This is a genomic window from Micromonospora sp. NPDC047548 (genome assembly GCF_040642975.1).
Lineage (GTDB): Bacteria > Actinomycetota > Actinomycetes > Mycobacteriales > Micromonosporaceae > Micromonospora.
The window spans coordinates 220,716-237,841 of record NZ_JBEYTI010000004.1; the positions used below are offsets into that span (position 1 = coordinate 220,716).

A 17,126-nucleotide genomic window follows, 5' to 3' on the forward strand; every position below is an offset into this window, starting at 1 on the left:
AGTCAACCCGGCGATGCACAGAAGTTTCAATACCTGGCGACTGAACCGAAGGAAAATTCCAACACCCGGGAGGCCCGGGTACGACGAAGGGCACGGCCGATACGGCCGTGCCCTTCGGGTCTCACCCGGGTGGGATCACTCCCCCGGCGTCGACTTCGCGATCTGCATCAGGAACTCGATGTTGGTGCGGGACTTCTTGAGCCGGTCCAGCAGCAGGTCCAGCGCCGCCTGGGAGTCCAGCGAGTGCAGGACCTTGCGGAGCTTGTGGATGATGGCCAGCTCCTCCGGCGAGAGCAGGATCTCCTCCTTGCGGGTACTGGACGCACTGACGTCGACCGCCGGGAAGGTCCGCTTGTCGGCGATCTTCCGGTCCAGCTTCAGCTCCGCGTTACCGGTGCCCTTGAACTCCTCGAAGATGACCGTGTCCGCCATGGACCCGGTCTCCACCAGCGCGGTGGCGAGGATGGTCAGCGAGCCGCCGTTCTCGATGTTGCGGGCCGCACCCAGGAAACGCTTCGGCGGGTAGAGCGCGGTGGAGTCGATACCACCCGACATGATCCGGCCGCTGGCCGGCGCCGCCAGGTTGTACGACCGCCCGAGCCGGGTCACCGAGTCGAGCAGCACGACCACGTCGTGCCCCAGCTCGACCAGGCGCTTGGCCCGCTCGATCGCCAGCTCCGCCACCGTGGTGTGGTCCTGCGGCGGACGGTCGAACGTGGCCGCGACGACCTCGCCCTTGACCGTGCGCTGCATGTCGGTGACCTCTTCGGGACGCTCGTCCACCAGCACCACCATCAGGTGGCACTCCGGGTTGTTGTGCGTGATCGCGTTCGCGATCGCCTGCAGCACCATGGTCTTGCCGGCCTTCGGCGGCGACACGATCAGCGCCCGCTGCCCCTTGCCGATCGGCATGACCAGGTCGATCACCCGGGTGGTCAGGATGTGCGGCTCGGTCTCCAGCCGCAGCCGCTCCTGCGGGTACAGCGGAGTGAGCTTGTAGAACTCGGGACGACGCTTGGCCTCGTCCGGCTCCATGCCGTTGATGGTGTCCAGCCGGACCAGCGGGTTGTACTTGTCCCGCCGCTGCTCACCGTCGCGGGCGGCCCGCACCGCGCCGGTGATCGCGTCACCGCGGCGCAGCCCGTACTTCTTGATCTGGGACATCGAGACGTAGACGTCGTTCGGGCCGGCCAGGTAGCCGGTGGTCCGGACGAAGGCGTAGTTGTCGAGGATGTCGACGATGCCGGCCACCGGGACGAGCACGTCGTCCTCGCTGACCTGCGGCTCACGGCCGCCCTCGCGACCGCCCTCGCCACCCTCGGCCCGCTCGCCGCGGCCGCGCCGGCGGTCGCGGAACCGGCTGCGCCGGCCGCGCCGGCCGCCGCCCTCGCCGTCGTCGTCGGAGTCGTTGTCGCGCTGGGCCCGGTCGCCACCGCGGTCGTTGCGGTCGCCCCGGTCGTTGCGGTCACGCTCGGCCCGCTCACCGCGGTCGTTGCGCTCGCCGCGCTCGGCCCGGTCGGCCCGCTCGTTGCGCTCGGTGCGCTCGGTGCGCTCGGCCCGCTCGGTCCGCTCGCCGCGCTCGGCCCGCTCGGCCCGGTCGCCGCGCTCGGCCCGCTCGGTCCGCTCGCCGCGCTCGGCCCGCTCGGCCCGGTCGCCGCGCTCGGCCCGCTCGGCCCGGTCCCGGCCACGACCCTCGCCGCGCTCGGCACGCTCACCGGTCTCGGTGGGAGCAGTCTCCTCGGTCCGCGCCTCGGCGGGACGGCCCTCGGCGGGACGGCCCTCAGCGGGACGGCCCTCAGCGGGACGGGCCGCCTCAGCAGGACGGGCCTCAGCGGCGGGACGGGCCTCAGCGGGACGGGCCTCAGCGGCAGCCCGGCTGCGCCGGGTCCGGGTACGGCCCTCGGCCGCACCGGCGGCCGCCGGCGCGGCCGGAGCCTGCTCGGCGGCCCGCTCGCCGGTCTCGCGAACCTCGGCGTGCACCTCGTCACGGGCGGGCGCGGCCGCGGCCGCGACCTCGGCCCGCGGTCGAGGGGTGCCGGTGGCGGCGCCCTGCTGTCGCTCGGTGATCGCGCTGATCAGCTCGCCCTTGCGCATCCGCGCTGTCCCGGAGATGCCGAGCGACGCGGCCAGGCTCTGCAGCTCCGGCAGCAGCATCGCCGACAGACCGGTGCCGCTGCGCCGACGGCGGGCGGGAGCGGCGGTGGTGGCATCGCCAGCGACGTTGGAAACATCCGACGTCACGTCGGTGGTGTCGCTCAATGGATTCCTTCCCTCGATTGGCCGGGACTGCCCGGAGTCGACAAACTCAGGTGGCCGGGCGGCCTCGGTGCACCCGCCTCGCATTGACGCGTCGCGGGAGTCTGTGGCACAGCAGCCGGTCGGTTTCCCGACTCACCAGCATCGGTGAGCAGGTCTCGCCGTCTGCGGCGACCTGTGGAAACTGCGGCGCGGCGTGGGCCTTGGCAGGGGTGACGGGCTTATCGCCGAGAGCTTCAGGGGTGCGCCGACCCGCAGGGAGATCGCATGCTTCGCGGCTGTGCTAAGTCTAGAGCGTAATCAACTCTTCCGACCTGCGGCAACAGGGTCCCGCTCGGCGTGTCCCAGTCTACCCCGCGCGACCGATGCGCCGCGCGCCTCTACCGACAACCGCCAGACCTGCCAGTCTGTTCCCGCCTGGAAGCCGGTCGGCGGCTCGCTCAGCGCCAGCACGGTCGGCCCCGCACCACTGACCACAGCCGCCACATCCGTCGCTCGCAACGCGCTGACCAGGGCCGCCGTCCCCGGCATCCCGGGTGCGCGGTAGTTCTGGTGCAGCCGGTCGACGGTCGCCGGCAGCAACAGCGCCGGCTCAGTGGTCAGGGCGTGCACCAGCAGCGCCGCCCGGCCGGCGTTCTGCGCGGCGTCGGCGTGCGGGACGGTCGTCGGCAGCGCCGCCCGCGCGGTCGCGGTCAGACCGCGCTCGGCCGGGACGAAGACGGTGGGCCGGACGCCCTCGGCGACGGGCAGCGACACCGCCCGGGCGCCGGCGGGCTCCGTCCAGGCCACGGTGAAGCCGCCCAGCAGGCAGGGGGCCACATTGTCCGGATGGCCCTCGATCTCGGCGGTCAGCCGGAGCACCGCGTCGTCGTCGAGCCGCTCCGGCCCGTCACTGACCAGCGCGCGGGCCAGCAGCACCCCCGCCACGATCGCCGCCGAGGAGGAGCCCAGGCCGCGGGCCTGCGGGATCCGGTTGACGCACTCCAGTTCCAGCCCCGGCGGCTGGCCGCCGAGGACGTCGAAGGTGGCGCGCATGGCCCGGGCCACCAGGTGCCGGTCGTCCTCCGGCAGCTCGCCGCCGCCCTCCCCGCTCACCGCCACCCGTACGCCGCCCGAGGTCACCTCGGCGGCCACGTCGTCGTGCAGCCCGAGGGCGAGGCCCAGCGCGTCGAAGCCCGGACCCAGGTTGGCGCTGGTGGCGGGGACCCGGACCCGCACCGGCCCGGAGGCGAAAGTCAACGGCACCGGCTCATGCTAGGGCCCGGGACCGACGTGGCGAGGTTCCGCCCGGCCCGTGGGAACTGATCATTTCCGCTAGCCTGACGCCCGACCAACGGCCAGGCGGAGGCGACATGGAGCTCTACGGTTTCTCGATCCTGCAGCTCGCCGGGGAGCTGCCCACCCTGGCCGTGCTCGTGACCGGCCTGGTGCTGGCCGTGGCGCGCCGCGACCGGCTGCCCCGCCGGGCCCGGCTGCTGATGTCCTCCGGCCTCGCCGTGCTGCTGGTGGTCGGGCTGATGACCCTGGCCTGGAACGTCGCCGTGCCGCACCTGATCGACTTCCGCTGGGCCGGCGACGGTTACCGCCGGTTCCAGTTTCTCGGCATGGCGGTGGGCGTGGTGTCGTCGATCGGATACCCGGTCGGCACCGGCCTGATCGTCGCCGCGGTGCTCGCCGGCCGGCCGGTCGGGACGCCGGCCGTCGAATGGGGCGCCTGGACACCACCGACCGGGGGCGCCCCGGGCGATGCCGACCCCGCCCCGCCGTCGCCGGCCCCCGCCGCCACCCAGTGGGGCGGCACCGACCTTCCGCCGCTGCCGCCGGCCGCAGCCGACCGGAGCTGATGCGCGCGGCACCCGCCGGCCGTCAGGCGGCGGGCGTCGGCGCCGGCTCGGTGGCCGGGTCCGACAGCGACAGGCGGCGGGTGGCGACCCGCCAACCCACCGCGTAGACCAGGGTCACCAGGCCGCAGCCGGCGAGCACCACCCGCTCGTCCACCACGTCCACCACCGAGGCCACCACCAGCTGGCTGACCGAGATGGCCAGCGTCGCCAGCATCATGTCGGTGGCGAAGACCCGGCCGCGCAGCCGGTCCGGCACCTCGCCCTGGAGGGCGAAGTTCGACAGCACCCAGTTGCTGCCGCCGCCGAAGTGGGCGACGAAGACCAGGACCAGCACCAGCGGGAACCAGCCGACCACCGAGGCGCCCAGGTAGGCCAGGCCGTACAGGGACATCGACAGGGCCAGGCCGGGCAGCAGCCAGGCCCGGTTGGTGAGCACCCGGCGCATCAGGATCGGCCCGACCAGCGCCCCCGCCCCCCGGAACGCGAAGAGCAGGCCGGCGCCGACCGGCCCGACGCCGTACACCCCGGCGAGCAGCGGGAACACGGTCAGCACGCCGTTGCCCAGCCCGACCGCCGACTTCACCGTGACCAGCGCCAGCACCCGCGGCCGGTGCCCGATGTAGCCCAGCGCCTCGCGGATCGCCGCCCAGGTGCGCGGCGTCGGCGCGTCGGCGTCCCGGGGGGCCTGCAGGGGCCGGCGGATCAGCGCGGCCAGGCCCGCGGCCAGCGCCAGGCCGACCGCCGCCACCCAGAAGCAGACGTACGGCCCGGCGGCCGCGCTCAGCACGCCGCCGAGCGAGGCGCCGACCACGGTCATCGTGCCCCAGGCGGAGCCGGCGACCGCGTTGCCGGCGGCCAGCTCGTCCGGGTCGAGCACGTTGGGCAGGGCGGCCTGTGCGGCCGGCGAGTAGAACGCCTTGGCCACCGCCACCGCGGCGATCGCCACCATGGCCAGCCAGGCGGTGCCGGCGCTGCGGACGCCGAGCAGGAGCAGCACCCCGAGCAGGGCGGCGACGTTCGCCACCATCATGATCTTCTTGCGGTCGAACCGGTCGGCGATGGTCCCCGTGTACGGCAGCAGCAGCGCGACCACCCCGGTGTCCAGGGCGAGCACCAGCGCGCCCCAGACGCCGCTGCCGGTCAGCTTCGGCAGCAGCACCAGCAGCGGCACCATGACGAACCAGTCGGCGCCGAAGACCACCAGCTCGGCCAGGAAGAGGTTGCGGAAGTTCCGGTTGCGGGTGAGGACCGAGAAGGTGGGCGACACGGGCCCGAACCTTACCGGGCCACTCACACCTCGGCCGCGCGCCGCAACAGCTCGGAAACGGTGACGAAGGTGTAGCCGCGCTCCCGCAGCCCGTCGATCATCGCGGGCAGGCCGCGCAGCGCCACCTGGCGGCGCTCGGCCCCCACGTCGTGGGCGAGCAGGATGGTGCCCGGCACGACGTCGGCCACGATGCGCCGGGCGTGCCCCGCCGGGTCGTCCGGGAACTCGCCCTCCACCATCTGGAGCGACCAGAGCACCAGGCGGTAGTCGAGGCGTACGGCGGCGTGCAGGACCGCGCCGCCGAGGTGACCGTACGGGGGGCGGGCCAACCGGGGCGGGCGGCCGGTGGCCTCGGCGATGGCATCGTGGGAGCGGCGCAGGTCGTCGTGGACCTCGGCGGCGTCCATCCGGGCCAGGTCCCGGTGCCGCCAGCTGTGGTTGCCCACCTCGTGCCGGCCGAGCCGGTCCCGGATCAGGCCGGCGTGCCGGCGGGCCCGCTGACCGACCAGGAAGAACGTGGCCGGCACGTCGTACCGGTCGAGGGTGTCCAGCACCATCGGCGTCCACTGGGGAAGCGGGCCGTCGTCGAAGGTCAGCGCCAGCATCCGGCCACTGGTCCGGACGTGCCAGACCACCTCCAGCGCGCCGCCGCCGACCTGCTGCTGCCGGCTGCCCACCGTGGCGCTGGCCGGCCCGCCAGCGAGCGGGAGCCGCCGGTCGGCGATGTACGTGGTCTCGGACATCCCGACCGCGCCGATCGCGGCGCCACCGGCGAGCAGCGCGCCCCGGCGCAGCACCGTTCGCCGCTTCCACCACACGCCGTCCTCGCCCGCCATTCCCCGCCCCCGCCCGTGTCGTCACCAGAGGTGGATGACCGACAGCCGACGGTAGGTGATTCTCGCAACGCCGGTGCAGGGCCGAAGGTCATCCGGGATTGTCGGGGGTCGGACAGCGCAACGCCCCCGGCCGGTCGTACCGGGCCAGGGGCGTTGCGTGCGGTCGGGCTACTCCTCGGTCGGGGGCAGCGGCGAGCGTCGGCTCTTCGGCAGCCGCAGCACCTCGAACTGGTCGGTGCCGTCCAGCAGCGCCGCCGAAGGGGCCGGCCGGGTCGCCGGCCCGGCGGTCCGCGTACCCCCGGCGGCGACCGTGGCCGGGACCGGCGCACCGGTCTCGGCCCCGGCGGCGGCCGGCGCCCGGCCACCGGAGCGTCGGGGCCGGCGGGCCCGCAGCGACTCCTTGGTGCGCTCCACCATCGTGTAGAGCGTCGGCACCAGCACCAGGGTCAGCAGCGTCGAGCTGAGCAGGCCGCCGATCACCACCACCGCCAGCGGCTGGGAGATGAAGCCGCCCTCGCCGGTGAGCCCGAGGGCCATCGGCAGCAGCGCGAAGATGGTGGCGACCGCGGTCATCAGGATCGGGCGCAGCCGCCGCCGGCCACCCTCGACGACCGCCTCGGCCACGCCCATCCCCTGCGCCCGGTACTGGTTGACCAGGTCCAGCAGCACGATCGCGTTGGTCACCACGATGCCGACCAGCATGAGCACGCCGATCAGCGCCGGCACGCCCAGCGGGGTGCCGGTGACCAGCAGCAGGCCGATCGCGCCGGTCGCGGCGAACGGGATCGAGATCAGCAGGATCAGCGCCTGGGTGATGCTGCGGAAGGTCGCCACCATGATCAGGAAGACGATGGCGATCGCGGCCAGCACCGCCAGCCCCAGGTCGCCGAAGGCGTCCTCCTGCTGGGCGCTGGCGCCACCGACGGTCACCGTCGCGCCGGGCACGTCGATGTCGGCGAGCCGCTTGCGCAGCTCCTGCGTGGTCGCGCCCAGGTTGGAGCCGGTGGCCGTGCCGGTCACCGACACGCTGCGCTCGCCGTCGATCCGGGTGACCTGCTGCGGCCCCTCGCCCTGGGTGACGTTCGCGATGTCGTCCAGCTTCACCGGGCCGATCGGCAGGGCCCGCAGCTGCTCCACGGTCGTCGGCGCAGTGGCCGAGGTCCGCAGCACCACGTCCTGCTGACCGCCGTCCAGGGTCACCCGCCCCAGCGGGGCGCCCCGGTACGCCTGGGACACCAGCTGCCCGACCGCCGCCTCGCTCAGCCCGGCCCGGGCCGCGGCGAGCCGGTCGACGGTGACGTCGACCCGGGGCACCCGCGTCGCCAGGCTGGTCGAGACGTCCTCGACGTCCGGCGTGCCGGCCATCGCCGCGCGGGCGGCCTCGGCGGCCCGGGCCAGCGTCTCCTGGTCGGCGGCCTGGACGACCACCGCGAGCTGGTCGCCCTGACCCTGACCGAAGGTGAGCTCGCCGACCTCGGGGCCGAGGGCTTCGAACTTCTCCCGCAGGACCTGCTTCATCTCCCTGGCGTCGGTGTCGCCGCTGAGCGCCACCGACCAGCGGGCGACGTTGTTGCCCCCGCCGCCCAGCCACGGCTGGTCGCTGCCGCCCGCGGTGACCTGGTACGTCTGGACGCCGTCGGTGCGGCCGAGCACCTCCTCGACCCGGCGGGCCGCCTGGTCGGTGGCGGCCAGCCCGGCGCCCGCCGGCAGCTCCTGGGTGATGTTCACGGTGTCCTGGCCGGAGTCGTCCAGGAAGTTGGTCTCCAGCTGCCGGGAGAGGCCGAACGTGCCGAGCAGCACCAGCAGCCCCACCGCCACGGTGATCCAGCGGGTCCGGCGGGAGCGGGTGGCGAACCCGATCGTCGGCAGGTACGCCCGCTGCAACGGGCTGCGCAGCTCCTTCTCCTCGGCGGCCCGGCGCACCTCGGCGTCGTCCGCGCCGGTGCGGCGCGGCTTCAGGAACCAGTACGCCAACACCGGGATCACGGTCAGCGAGACCAGCAGCGAGGCGAGCAGGGCCACCGTCACGGTGATCGCGAACGGCGCGAAGAGCTGCCCGACAAGGCCGCCGACCAGCGCGATCGGGGCGAACACCGCAACCGTGGTGAGGGTGGACGCGGTCACCGCGCCGGCCACCTCGCGTACCGCGGCGACGATCGCGTCCCGCTTGGGTTCGCCGTACTCCAGGTGGCGTTTGATGTTCTCCAGCACCACGATCGAGTCGTCGACCACCCGGCCCACCGCGATGGTGAGCGCGCCGAGGGTGAGCAGGTTGAGCGAGTGGTCGCCGGCCCAGAGCGCGATCAGCGCCACCACGACGGACAGCGGAATGGAGACCGCGGTAACCAGGGTGGAGCGCACCGACAGCAGGAAGACCAGGATCACCACCACGGCCATCAGCAGGCCGAGCAGGCCCTCGGTGGTCAGGCTCTCGATGGACTTCTCGACGAACGGCGCCTGGTCGAAGACGACGGTCAGCTCGGCCCCGGAGGCGGACCGCAGGTCGTCGAGCCGGTCCCGGATCTCGTGCGAGATGCGCACGGCGTTGCCGTCCGGCGCGGCGGTGACCTGGACGCCGAGGCTCTCGGTGCCGTTGGTGCGGGTGATCCCGGTGGCCGGGGCGAGCTGTTGCTGCACGGCGGCCACGTCACCGAGGCGGACCGGGGGTGCCTTGGGCGCGGTCGGGGTGAGCACGATGCCGCGCAGGTCGTCCAGGGTGGCGATCGGCGTGCCGACCTGCACCGGGAGCGCCCGGGTGCCGTCGGTGACCGCGCCGGCCGGCACGGAGATCCCGTTGGTCTTCAGCGCCGTCCCGATCGCGGTCGGGGCCAGCTTCGCGGCGGCGAACTTCGCCGGGTCCGGGGTGATCGTCACGACCTGGTCGCGGGTGCCGGTCACCGCGACCGTGCGGACGCCGTCGATTCCCTCCAACTCGGGTACGACGGTGCTGCGCAGCTTCTCGGCCAGCGCCCGCTCGTCACCGCCGCCGCTGGCCGCGAGCACCACCACCGGCAGGTCGTCCGTGCTCCCGGTGATCACCTGCGGGTCCACGCCGTCCGGCAGCTGCGCCTCGATCCGGCCCAGCGCGGTCTGCATCTTGCCGGCCGCGTCGTCGACGTCGGTGCCGAACGTGAACTGCACCGAGACGGTCGCCGAACCCTCCCGCGAGGTGGAGGTGACCGTCTCCAGCCCGGGCAGGCCCTGGAGGCTGTTCTCGATCGGCTCGGTGACCTGGGACTCGACGAGCTCCGGCCCGGCGCCCGGCCAGACGGCGACGACGAACGCCCCGGGGAACTCCAGCGAGGGCAGGAGCTGCTGCTTCAGCGAGGGCACCGCGAACGCCCCGAACGCTGCGGTCACCACCGCGATCAGGGCGACGAGGCCCCGGTTGGCGAGACTGGATCTGGCGAGCAGCGACATCAGCGTGACTCACTCCTGGAGGGGGTCTACGGGGTACGCAAAGTGTGCCCCACCCCCGCTCCCCCACCCCCGCCGGGTCACCACCACCCCGCGCCCCGCCCACCCTGTCGATCATGAGATTGCCCGGCTCGGGGAGCGCTTTCCACCGTCGCCAACCTCATGATCAACCCGCCGGACCCCGGGGGGGGTCAGGCCAGGTCCAGGGAGCGGGCGGCGGCCAGGGGGTCGTTGGCGATGGTGAGCGGGGCGGGGGCGGTGGAGATGGCCCACTCCGGGTCCTTGAGGCCGTGCCCGGTAACCGTGCAGACCACCGTGGAGCCGGCCGGGACCATGCCCGCGGCGGCCTGCTGGAGCAGGCCGGCCACGCTGGCCGCACTGCCCAGCTCGACGAAGACCCCCACCTCCCGGGCGAGCAGCCGGTACGCCGACAGGATCTCCCGGTCGGTGACCGCCGCGATCAGCCCCTGCGAGGCGTCCCGGGCGTCGACCGCCCTGGTCCAGCTCGCCGGGTTGCCGATCCGAATGGCGGTGGCGATCGTGGACGGCTCGTGCACCACCCGGCCGGTGACGATCGGCGCGGCGCCGGCGGCCTGGAAGCCGTACATCTTCGGGGCGCGGGTGGCGTTGCCGGCCGCCACGTCCTCGCCGTAGCCCATCCAGTAGGCGGAGATGTTGCCGGCGTTGCCGACCGGCAGGCAGTGGATGTCGGGGGCATCGCCGAGCGCCTCGACGATCTCGAACGCGGCGGTCTTCTGGCCGTGCAGCCGGTCCGGGTTGACCGAGTTGACCAGCGCCACCGGGAAGTCCTGGGCGAGCTTCGCGGCCAGCGACAGGCAGTCGTCGAAGTTGCCCTGGACCTGGAGCAGCTTCGCCCCGTGCACCAGCGCCTGGGCCAGCTTGCCCAACGCGATCTTGCCCTGCGGCACCAGCACCGCACAGGTGATCCCGGCGCGGGCCGCGTACGCCGCGGCGGAGGCGCTGGTGTTGCCGGTCGAGGCGCAGATGATCGCCTTGTCGCCGGCCTCGACCGCCTTGGAGACCGCGACGGTCATGCCGCGGTCCTTGAACGAGCCGGTCGGGTTGGCCCCCTCGACCTTGAGGTGCACGTCGCAACCGAGCCGGGCGGAGAGCACCGGCGCGGGCAGCAGCGGGGTGTTCCCCTCGTGCAGGGTGACGACGGGGGTGGCGTCGGTGACCGGCAGCCGGTCCCGGTACGTCTCGATCAGACCCCGCCACATGTCGCTCTCCTCGCCTCGACCACCCCGGTCGCGTCGGGGCCCCTACCAGCGTGGACCAGCCTCCCGGGCCGGCCGCCGGCACACCTCCGGTTAACCATCAGGCGGGACGGGAGGCTACGCCCCGCCCTCGACCCGCAGCACGCTCGTCACCGAGCGGACGATCTCCGGCCCGCGCAGCTCCCGGACGGTGGCCGCGAGCGCCGCGTCCGGCGCGACGTGGGTGACGATGACCAGTTCGGCATCCTCACCCCGACCGGCCGGCCCGCCGCCCGCCGGGCCCTGCCGCACGGTGGCGATGGAGACCTCGTGCCGGGCGAACACCCCGGCCACCGCCTCCAGCACACCCGGACGGTCGGCCACGTCGAGGCTGATGTGGTAGCGGGTCAGCGCCTCCCCCATCGGCCGCACCGACAGGTCGGCGTACGCGGACTCGCTGGCCGCCCGCGCCCCGGCGAGCCGGTTGCGGGCCACCGCCACCACGTCGCCGAGGACAGCGCTGGCGGTCGGCGCGCCACCCGCGCCCCGGCCGTAGAACATCAGCTGCCCGGCCGCCTCCGCCTCGACGAAGACCGCGTTGAACGCGTCACCGACGCTGGCCAGCGGGTGGGTCAGCGGGATCATCGCCGGGTGTACCCGGACGCTGACCGTCTCCCGGCCCTGGGCGTCGGCGCCCCGGGCGGCGATGCAGAGCAGCTTGATCGTGCAGCCCATCGCCTTGGCGCTGGCCACGTCCGCGGCGGTCACCTCGGTGATCCCCTCGCGGTGCACGTCGGCTGCGGTGACCCGGGTGTGGAACGCCAGCGAGGCGAGGATGGCGGCCTTGGCGGCGGCGTCGAAGCCCTCCACGTCGGCGGTCGGGTCCGCCTCGGCGTACCCGAGCTCGGTGGCCTCTTCGAGGGCCTCGGCGAAGCCGGCGCCGGTGGCGTCCATCGCGGAGAGGATGAAGTTGGTGGTGCCGTTGACGATGCCGGTGACCCGGTTGATCCGGTCGCCGTGCAACGACTCGCGCAGCGGGCGCAGCAGCGGGATCGCCCCCGCCACCGAGGCCTCGTAGTAGAGGTCGGCGCCGCCCTCGGCGGCCGCGTCGTGCAGGCTCGCGCCGTCCTCGGCGAGCAGGGCCTTGTTGGCGGTGACCACGCTCTTGCCGGCCCGCAGCGCCTCGACCAGCCAGCTCCGGGCCGGCTCGATGCCGCCGACCACCTCGACCACCACGTCCACGTCGTCGCGCTTGATCAGCCCGAGCGGGTCGGTGGTGAACAGCGCCGGGTCGACCGGCAGGTCGCCGCGGTCCCGCCCGACCCGGCGTACGGCGATGCCGGCGATCTCCAGCGGAGCGCCGATCCGGGCGGCGAGGTCGGCCGACTGCTCGTGCAGCAACCGGACCACCTCGCTGCCGACGGTCCCGCAGCCGAGCAGCGCCAAACGCACAGGTGACGTCATCCCACATCCAAAGCGAGCAGGTCCTCTTCGGTCTCCCGCCGGACGATCAGCCGGGCCCGGCCGTCCCGCACCGCGACCACCGGGGGCCGGGGCACGTGGTTGTAGTTGCTGGCCATGCTGCGGCAGTACGCGCCGGTGCCGGGCACCGCGACAAGATCTCCGGGCTGCACGTCGGCGGGCAGGAATTCATCCTTCACCACGATGTCCCCGGACTCACAGTGCTTTCCCACCACGCGGGCGAGCAGCGGCTCGGCCGCCGACGCCCGGTTCGCCACCGTCGCCGAGTACGAGGCGTCGTAGAGCGCCGTACGGATGTTGTCGCTCATCCCGCCGTCGACGCTGACGTACGTCCGGATGCCGTCGACGTCCTTGACCGTGCCGACCTCGTACAAGGTGAAGACGGCCGGGCCGACGATCGCCCGGCCGGGCTCGATCGACAGGTGCGGCACGGCCAGCCGCTCCGCCGCGCACTCGCCGTCCACGATCTTGCGCAGCCGCTTGGCCAGCTCCTGCGGCGAGGCCGGGTCGTCCTGGGTGGTGTACGCGATGCCGAAGCCGCCGCCGAGGTCCAGCTCGGGCAGCTCCACCCCGCGTGCGTCGCGGATCTGCGCCTGGAGGGCGAGCACCCGGCGGGCGGAGACCTCGAAGCCGCTGGCGTCGAAGATCTGCGACCCGATGTGCGAGTGCAGGCCGCGCAGATCGAGGACGCCCTCGTCGAGAACCTTGAAGGCGGCCGCCGCGGCTGCCCCGCCGGCGAGGGAGAAGCCGAACTTCTGGTCCTCGTGCGCGGTGGCGATGAACTCGTGGGTGTGCGCCTCGACGCCGACGGTGACCCGGATCAGCACGCCGGGGCGTACCCCGCGCTCGCGGGCCAGCGCGGTGAGCCGGTCGATCTCGGTGAACGAGTCGAGGATGATCCGGCCCACCCCGGCATCCAGCGCCCGGGTCAGCTCGGCCACGGACTTGTTGTTGCCGTGGAAGCCGATCCGCTCCGGCGGCATCCCCGCCGACAGCGCGGTGGCCAGCTCGCCGCCGGTGCAGACGTCGAGGTGCAGGCCCTCCTCGGCGATCATGCGGACCACCGCGCGGCAGAGGAACGCCTTGCCCGCGTAGTAGACGTCGACGTCGGGAAAGGCGGCGCGGAAGTCCCGGCAGCGCGAGCGGAGATCGCCCTCGTCGAGGACGTACACCGGGGTGCCGTACTCGGCCGCGATGTCGCGGACGTCCAGGCCCGCGACGGCGAGCGCGCCGTCGGCCGCGCGCGTCACGTTGCGCGGCCAGAGCTGCGGCACCAGCGCGTTGACGTCGACCGGGGTACGCAGCCACGCCGGCCCCCGGCTGCCGATGTCGCCGTGCAGGGCACCGGCCTCATGAGCGCGCACGGTCAGTTCCGCCCTTCGTTCCCGACTGCGGGGCTCGCAAGCTCAGTCCTCGCGCTCACGGTCACATCCTCTCCGGGGCGGAGACGCCGAGCAGGCGCAGCCCGTTGGCGATCACCACCCGGGTCGCGTCGTTGAGCCAGAGCCGGGCCCGGTGCAGGTCGGTGACCTCCTCGTCACCGCGCGGCAGGATCCGGCAGTTGTCGTAGAACCGGTGGTACGCCCCGGCCAGCTCCTCCAGGTAGCGCGCCACCCGGTGCGGCCCCCGCAGCTCGGCCGCCGTGGCCACCACCGCGGGGAACTCGGCGAGCGCCTTGAGCAGCTCGTTCTCCTTCTCGTGCCCGAGCAGCTCGGCCCGAAAGGCATCGGCGTCGCCCCGGGTCAGCGCGACCTCGGCCGCGTTGCGGCCCACGCTCGCCGTCCGGGCGGCCACGTACTGCACGTAGTAGACCGGGTTGTCGCGGGTGGCCCGGGTCCACAGCTCGACGTCGATGTCGATCGGGGAGTCGCTGGAGTAGCGGGCCAGCGCGTACCGGGAGGCGTCGACGCCGATCGCGTCGACCAGGTCCTCCAGGGTGACCACGGTGCCGGCCCGCTTGCTCATCCGCACCGGGGCGCCGTCGCGGACCAGGCTGACCAGCTGGCCAATCAGGATCTCCAGGTTGCGGTCCGGGTCGTCGCCGAAGCAGGCGGCCATCGCCCGCATCCGGCCGAGGTAGCCGTGGTGGTCGGCGCCCAGCATGATCACGACCCGCTCGAAGCCGCGCTCGCGCTTGTCGAGGTAGTAGGCGCAGTCGGCGGCGAAGTAGGTCCACTCGCCGTTGGACTTGCGCAGCACCCGGTCCTTGTCGTCGCCGAACTCCGTGGTGCGCAGCCAGGTCGCGCCCTCGGAGGTGAAGATGTGCCCCTGCTCGCGCAGCCGGTTGAGGGCGAGGTCCAGCTCACCCCGGTCGTGCAGGTCCTTCTCGTTGAAGTAGGTGTCGAACTCCACCCCGAAGCCGCGCAGCGAGGACTTGATCTCGGCGAACATCAGCGTGACGCCCTCGACCCGGAAGACCTCCTGGGCGGCGGCGTCGTCCAGCTCCAGCACGTCCGGGCGGATGCCCCGGACCGCCTCGGCGATCTCGGCGATGTACGCCCCGCCGTACCCGTCCTCCGGGGCCGGCTCGCCCTTGGCGGCGGCGAGCAGCGACCGGGCGAACCGGTCGATCTGGGAGCCGGTGTCGTTGAAGTAGTACTCCGTGCCGACCTGGGCACCGGTGGCCCGCAGCAGCCGGCTCAGCGCGTCCCCGACGGCCGCCCAGCGGACCCCGCCGATGTGCACCGGGCCGGTCGGGTTGGCCGAGACGAACTCGAGGTTGATCTTCTGGCCGGCGAGCGCGTCGCTGCGGCCGTACTCCGGGCCGGCCTCGACGATCACCCGGGCGAGCTGGCCGGCGGCGGCCGCGTCGAGCCGGATGTTGAGGAAGCCGGGGCCGGCGATCTCCACCGACTTGACCCCCGGGGCGCGGCCGAGCTGGTCGGCCAGCGCGGCGGCCAGCTCCCGCGGCGGGACTCCCACCTTCTTGCTGAGCTGCAACGCCAGCGTCGAGGCGTAGTCGCCGTGCTCGGGATTGCGCGGTCGCTCCACCGCCGTCCGCGCCGGGAGCGCGGCGGGGTCCAGGCCCCGCTCGGTGAAGACGGCGTGGGCTGCGGAGAGGACGACCTCGGCGAGTTCTGCGGGAGTCACCAATCCATGTTATCGGGGGTAGACTCGGTCACTCGGCGGCGACCCTGCGCGTCACCCTGCCCGCCAATCCCCTGACCGACCGACCTGACGAGGCACGATGAGCATCAGCACCCCGGGCGGCCCGGAGCGCCGTCCGACCGTGGTCAGCACCGGCAAGAAGCCGGCGGCCGGCCGGCCCGCGTCCGGCGCCAAGCCCGGGGCCGACAAGTCGGCGGGCGCCCCCCGCCAGACCTCGGGCGGCAAGGGCCCCCGCAAGCCGATCACCCCGGTCAAGGTGAGCCAGGGCCGGGCCTGGGGCCCCATCGCGCTCTTCGTGGCCGTCGGCGTGCTCGCCGCGGCGATCATCGGTTACGGCGGGTACGCGGCCTTCCAGGGCTCCAAGTCGTGGGAGAAGCGGGCCGCCGACATCGCCGGCGTCGTCGACTTCCGCGAGAAGGACGCCAAGCTCGTCCAGGGCGGCCAGCATGAGCAGGGCGCGATCAAGTACGACATCAACCCGCCGGTCGCCGGCCCGCACAACGCGGCCTGGCAGAACTGCATGGGTGACGTCTACGACGCCCCGATCTCCAACGAGCACGCGGTGCACAGCCTGGAGCACGGCGCGATCTGGATCACGTACCGCCCCGACCTGCCGGCCGACCAGGTGGCGACGCTCAAGAGCAAGGTCCAGGGCAAGGAGAAGCTCATGCTCAGCCCGTTCGAGGGGCTGGACAAGCCGATCTCGCTGCAGGCCTGGGGGTACCAGCTCAAGGTCGACAAGGCCGACGACAGCCGGATCGACGACTTCATCAAGACGCTGCGCGTCAACGCCTCGGTCGAGGGCCCGAACGCCAACTGCGGCCAGGGCATCACGGCCACCGGCACCACGCCGCGTGACGGCAATCAGATGCAGACCCAGTAAGAGGGGCTTCCGATGACCGCACCCGCGATGACGCAGAGCGCACCCGACGAGACCCCGGTCACCGGCGACGGTGACCGGCGGCCCGCGCGCCGCTACGGCATCCTGGCGGTGGCCGCCGCCGTCGTGGTCGGCCTCCTCCTCGGGTACGCGGGCGGCCTGCTGACGCCGAGCCTCACCCGTCCGGGTGACACCTCGGCCGAGGCGGGCTTCGCCCGGGACATGACCACCCACCACGCGCAGGCGGTGGAGATGGGGCTGATCGCCTTCCAGGAGGGCACCGACCTGGAGGTACGCCAGATCGGCGGCGACATCGCCACCGGCCAGCAGGGCGAGATCGGCACCATGCAGACCTGGCTGCGGTCGTGGGGGCTGGACCCGACCGGTTCCCAGCCGGCGATGGCCTGGATGCCGGACGGCAGGGACAGCGTCCAGAACGGACTGATGCCGGGCATGGCGACGCCGCAGGAGATGGCGCAGCTGCGCGCCGCCCAGGGGCACGACCTGGACGTGCTCTTCCTGCGCATGATGATCAAGCATCACCTGGGTGGGATCCACATGATCCAGGGCATCCTCGACCACGGCGGGGACGACGACGTCCGCATGGTCGCCCAGACCATGAAGAACACCCAGCAGACGGATCTGGTCAACCTCCAGAACGCCCTCAAGCGCCTGGGCGGCTGATCCGGCACCCGGCGCCACAGAGGCCCGCGTACCGCTCCGGCGGACGCGGGCCTCCGTTCGTCCCGGCCCCGATGATCCGGGCGCGTGTGCCCGTTTGGAACTCTTTGAGTGCTCTGACCCATTGCGGTTGTTGGA

At 73.3% G+C, this 17,126-nt stretch carries 12 protein-coding genes; 3 read left to right on the forward strand and 9 right to left on the reverse strand.

Annotated elements, in window-relative coordinates; genetic code table 11:
- Positions 1-135: 135 nt before the first annotated feature.
- Both rho and thrB read right to left on the reverse strand, forming a co-directional pair.
- Complete coding sequence (gene rho / locus ABZ807_RS06300) at positions 136-2,259, reverse strand: transcription termination factor Rho (protein WP_357153544.1); 2,124 nt, start codon at positions 2,257-2,259, stop codon at positions 136-138.
- A 297-nt stretch (positions 2,260-2,556) separates the two neighbouring features.
- Positions 2,557-3,501 carry a homoserine kinase gene (gene thrB, locus ABZ807_RS06305; protein WP_357153546.1) on the reverse strand — a complete coding sequence of 315 codons (945 nt, stop codon included), beginning with the start codon at positions 3,499-3,501 and terminating at the stop codon, positions 2,557-2,559.
- A gap of 107 nt (positions 3,502-3,608) precedes the next feature.
- Between thrB and ABZ807_RS06310 the strand changes: the two genes are divergently transcribed.
- Entirely contained in the window at positions 3,609-4,100 is a 492-nt protein-coding gene (locus ABZ807_RS06310) for a hypothetical protein (protein ID WP_357153548.1), read from the forward strand.
- A gap of 22 nt (positions 4,101-4,122) precedes the next feature.
- On the opposite strand, the gene ABZ807_RS06315 is transcribed toward ABZ807_RS06310, so the two are convergent.
- The 7 genes from ABZ807_RS06315 to argS form a co-directional block, all read right to left on the reverse strand.
- Entirely contained in the window at positions 4,123-5,367 is a 1,245-nt protein-coding gene (locus ABZ807_RS06315) for an MFS transporter (protein WP_357153550.1), read from the reverse strand.
- A gap of 23 nt (positions 5,368-5,390) precedes the next feature.
- Positions 5,391-6,203 (reverse strand): polysaccharide deacetylase family protein, encoded by an 813-nt coding sequence (locus tag ABZ807_RS06320; RefSeq protein ID WP_357153552.1) that lies wholly within the window; start codon positions 6,201-6,203, stop codon positions 5,391-5,393.
- A gap of 168 nt (positions 6,204-6,371) precedes the next feature.
- Entirely contained in the window at positions 6,372-9,623 is a 3,252-nt protein-coding gene (locus ABZ807_RS06325) for an efflux RND transporter permease subunit (RefSeq protein ID WP_357153554.1), read from the reverse strand.
- 188 nt (positions 9,624-9,811) lie between these two features.
- Positions 9,812-10,861, reverse strand: coding sequence for a threonine synthase (gene thrC, locus ABZ807_RS06330; RefSeq protein ID WP_357153556.1), 1,050 nt, complete (start codon positions 10,859-10,861; stop codon positions 9,812-9,814).
- A gap of 114 nt (positions 10,862-10,975) precedes the next feature.
- Positions 10,976-12,289, reverse strand: a complete 1,314-nt coding sequence (locus tag ABZ807_RS06335) for a homoserine dehydrogenase (RefSeq protein ID WP_357153727.1) — start codon at positions 12,287-12,289, stop codon at positions 10,976-10,978.
- A gap of 8 nt (positions 12,290-12,297) precedes the next feature.
- A complete protein-coding gene (gene lysA, locus ABZ807_RS06340) occupies positions 12,298-13,683 on the reverse strand; it encodes a diaminopimelate decarboxylase (RefSeq protein WP_357153557.1) in 1,386 nt (461 codons plus the stop codon).
- Positions 13,684-13,744: 61 nt separating this feature from the next.
- Positions 13,745-15,409, reverse strand: coding sequence for an arginine--tRNA ligase (argS, locus tag ABZ807_RS06345; RefSeq protein ID WP_357153558.1), 1,665 nt, complete (start codon positions 15,407-15,409; stop codon positions 13,745-13,747).
- Positions 15,410-15,506: 97 nt separating this feature from the next.
- Here argS and ABZ807_RS06350 point away from each other — a divergent pair, with 97 nt between their 5' ends.
- Both ABZ807_RS06350 and ABZ807_RS06355 read left to right on the forward strand, forming a co-directional pair.
- Complete coding sequence (locus ABZ807_RS06350; protein WP_357153560.1) at positions 15,507-16,310, forward strand: DUF3105 domain-containing protein; 804 nt, start codon at positions 15,507-15,509, stop codon at positions 16,308-16,310.
- A 12-nt stretch (positions 16,311-16,322) separates the two neighbouring features.
- Positions 16,323-16,991: a DUF305 domain-containing protein gene (locus ABZ807_RS06355; protein WP_357153562.1), complete on the forward strand. Its 669-nt coding sequence runs from the start codon at positions 16,323-16,325 to the stop codon at positions 16,989-16,991.
- Positions 16,992-17,126 lie beyond the last annotated feature (135 nt).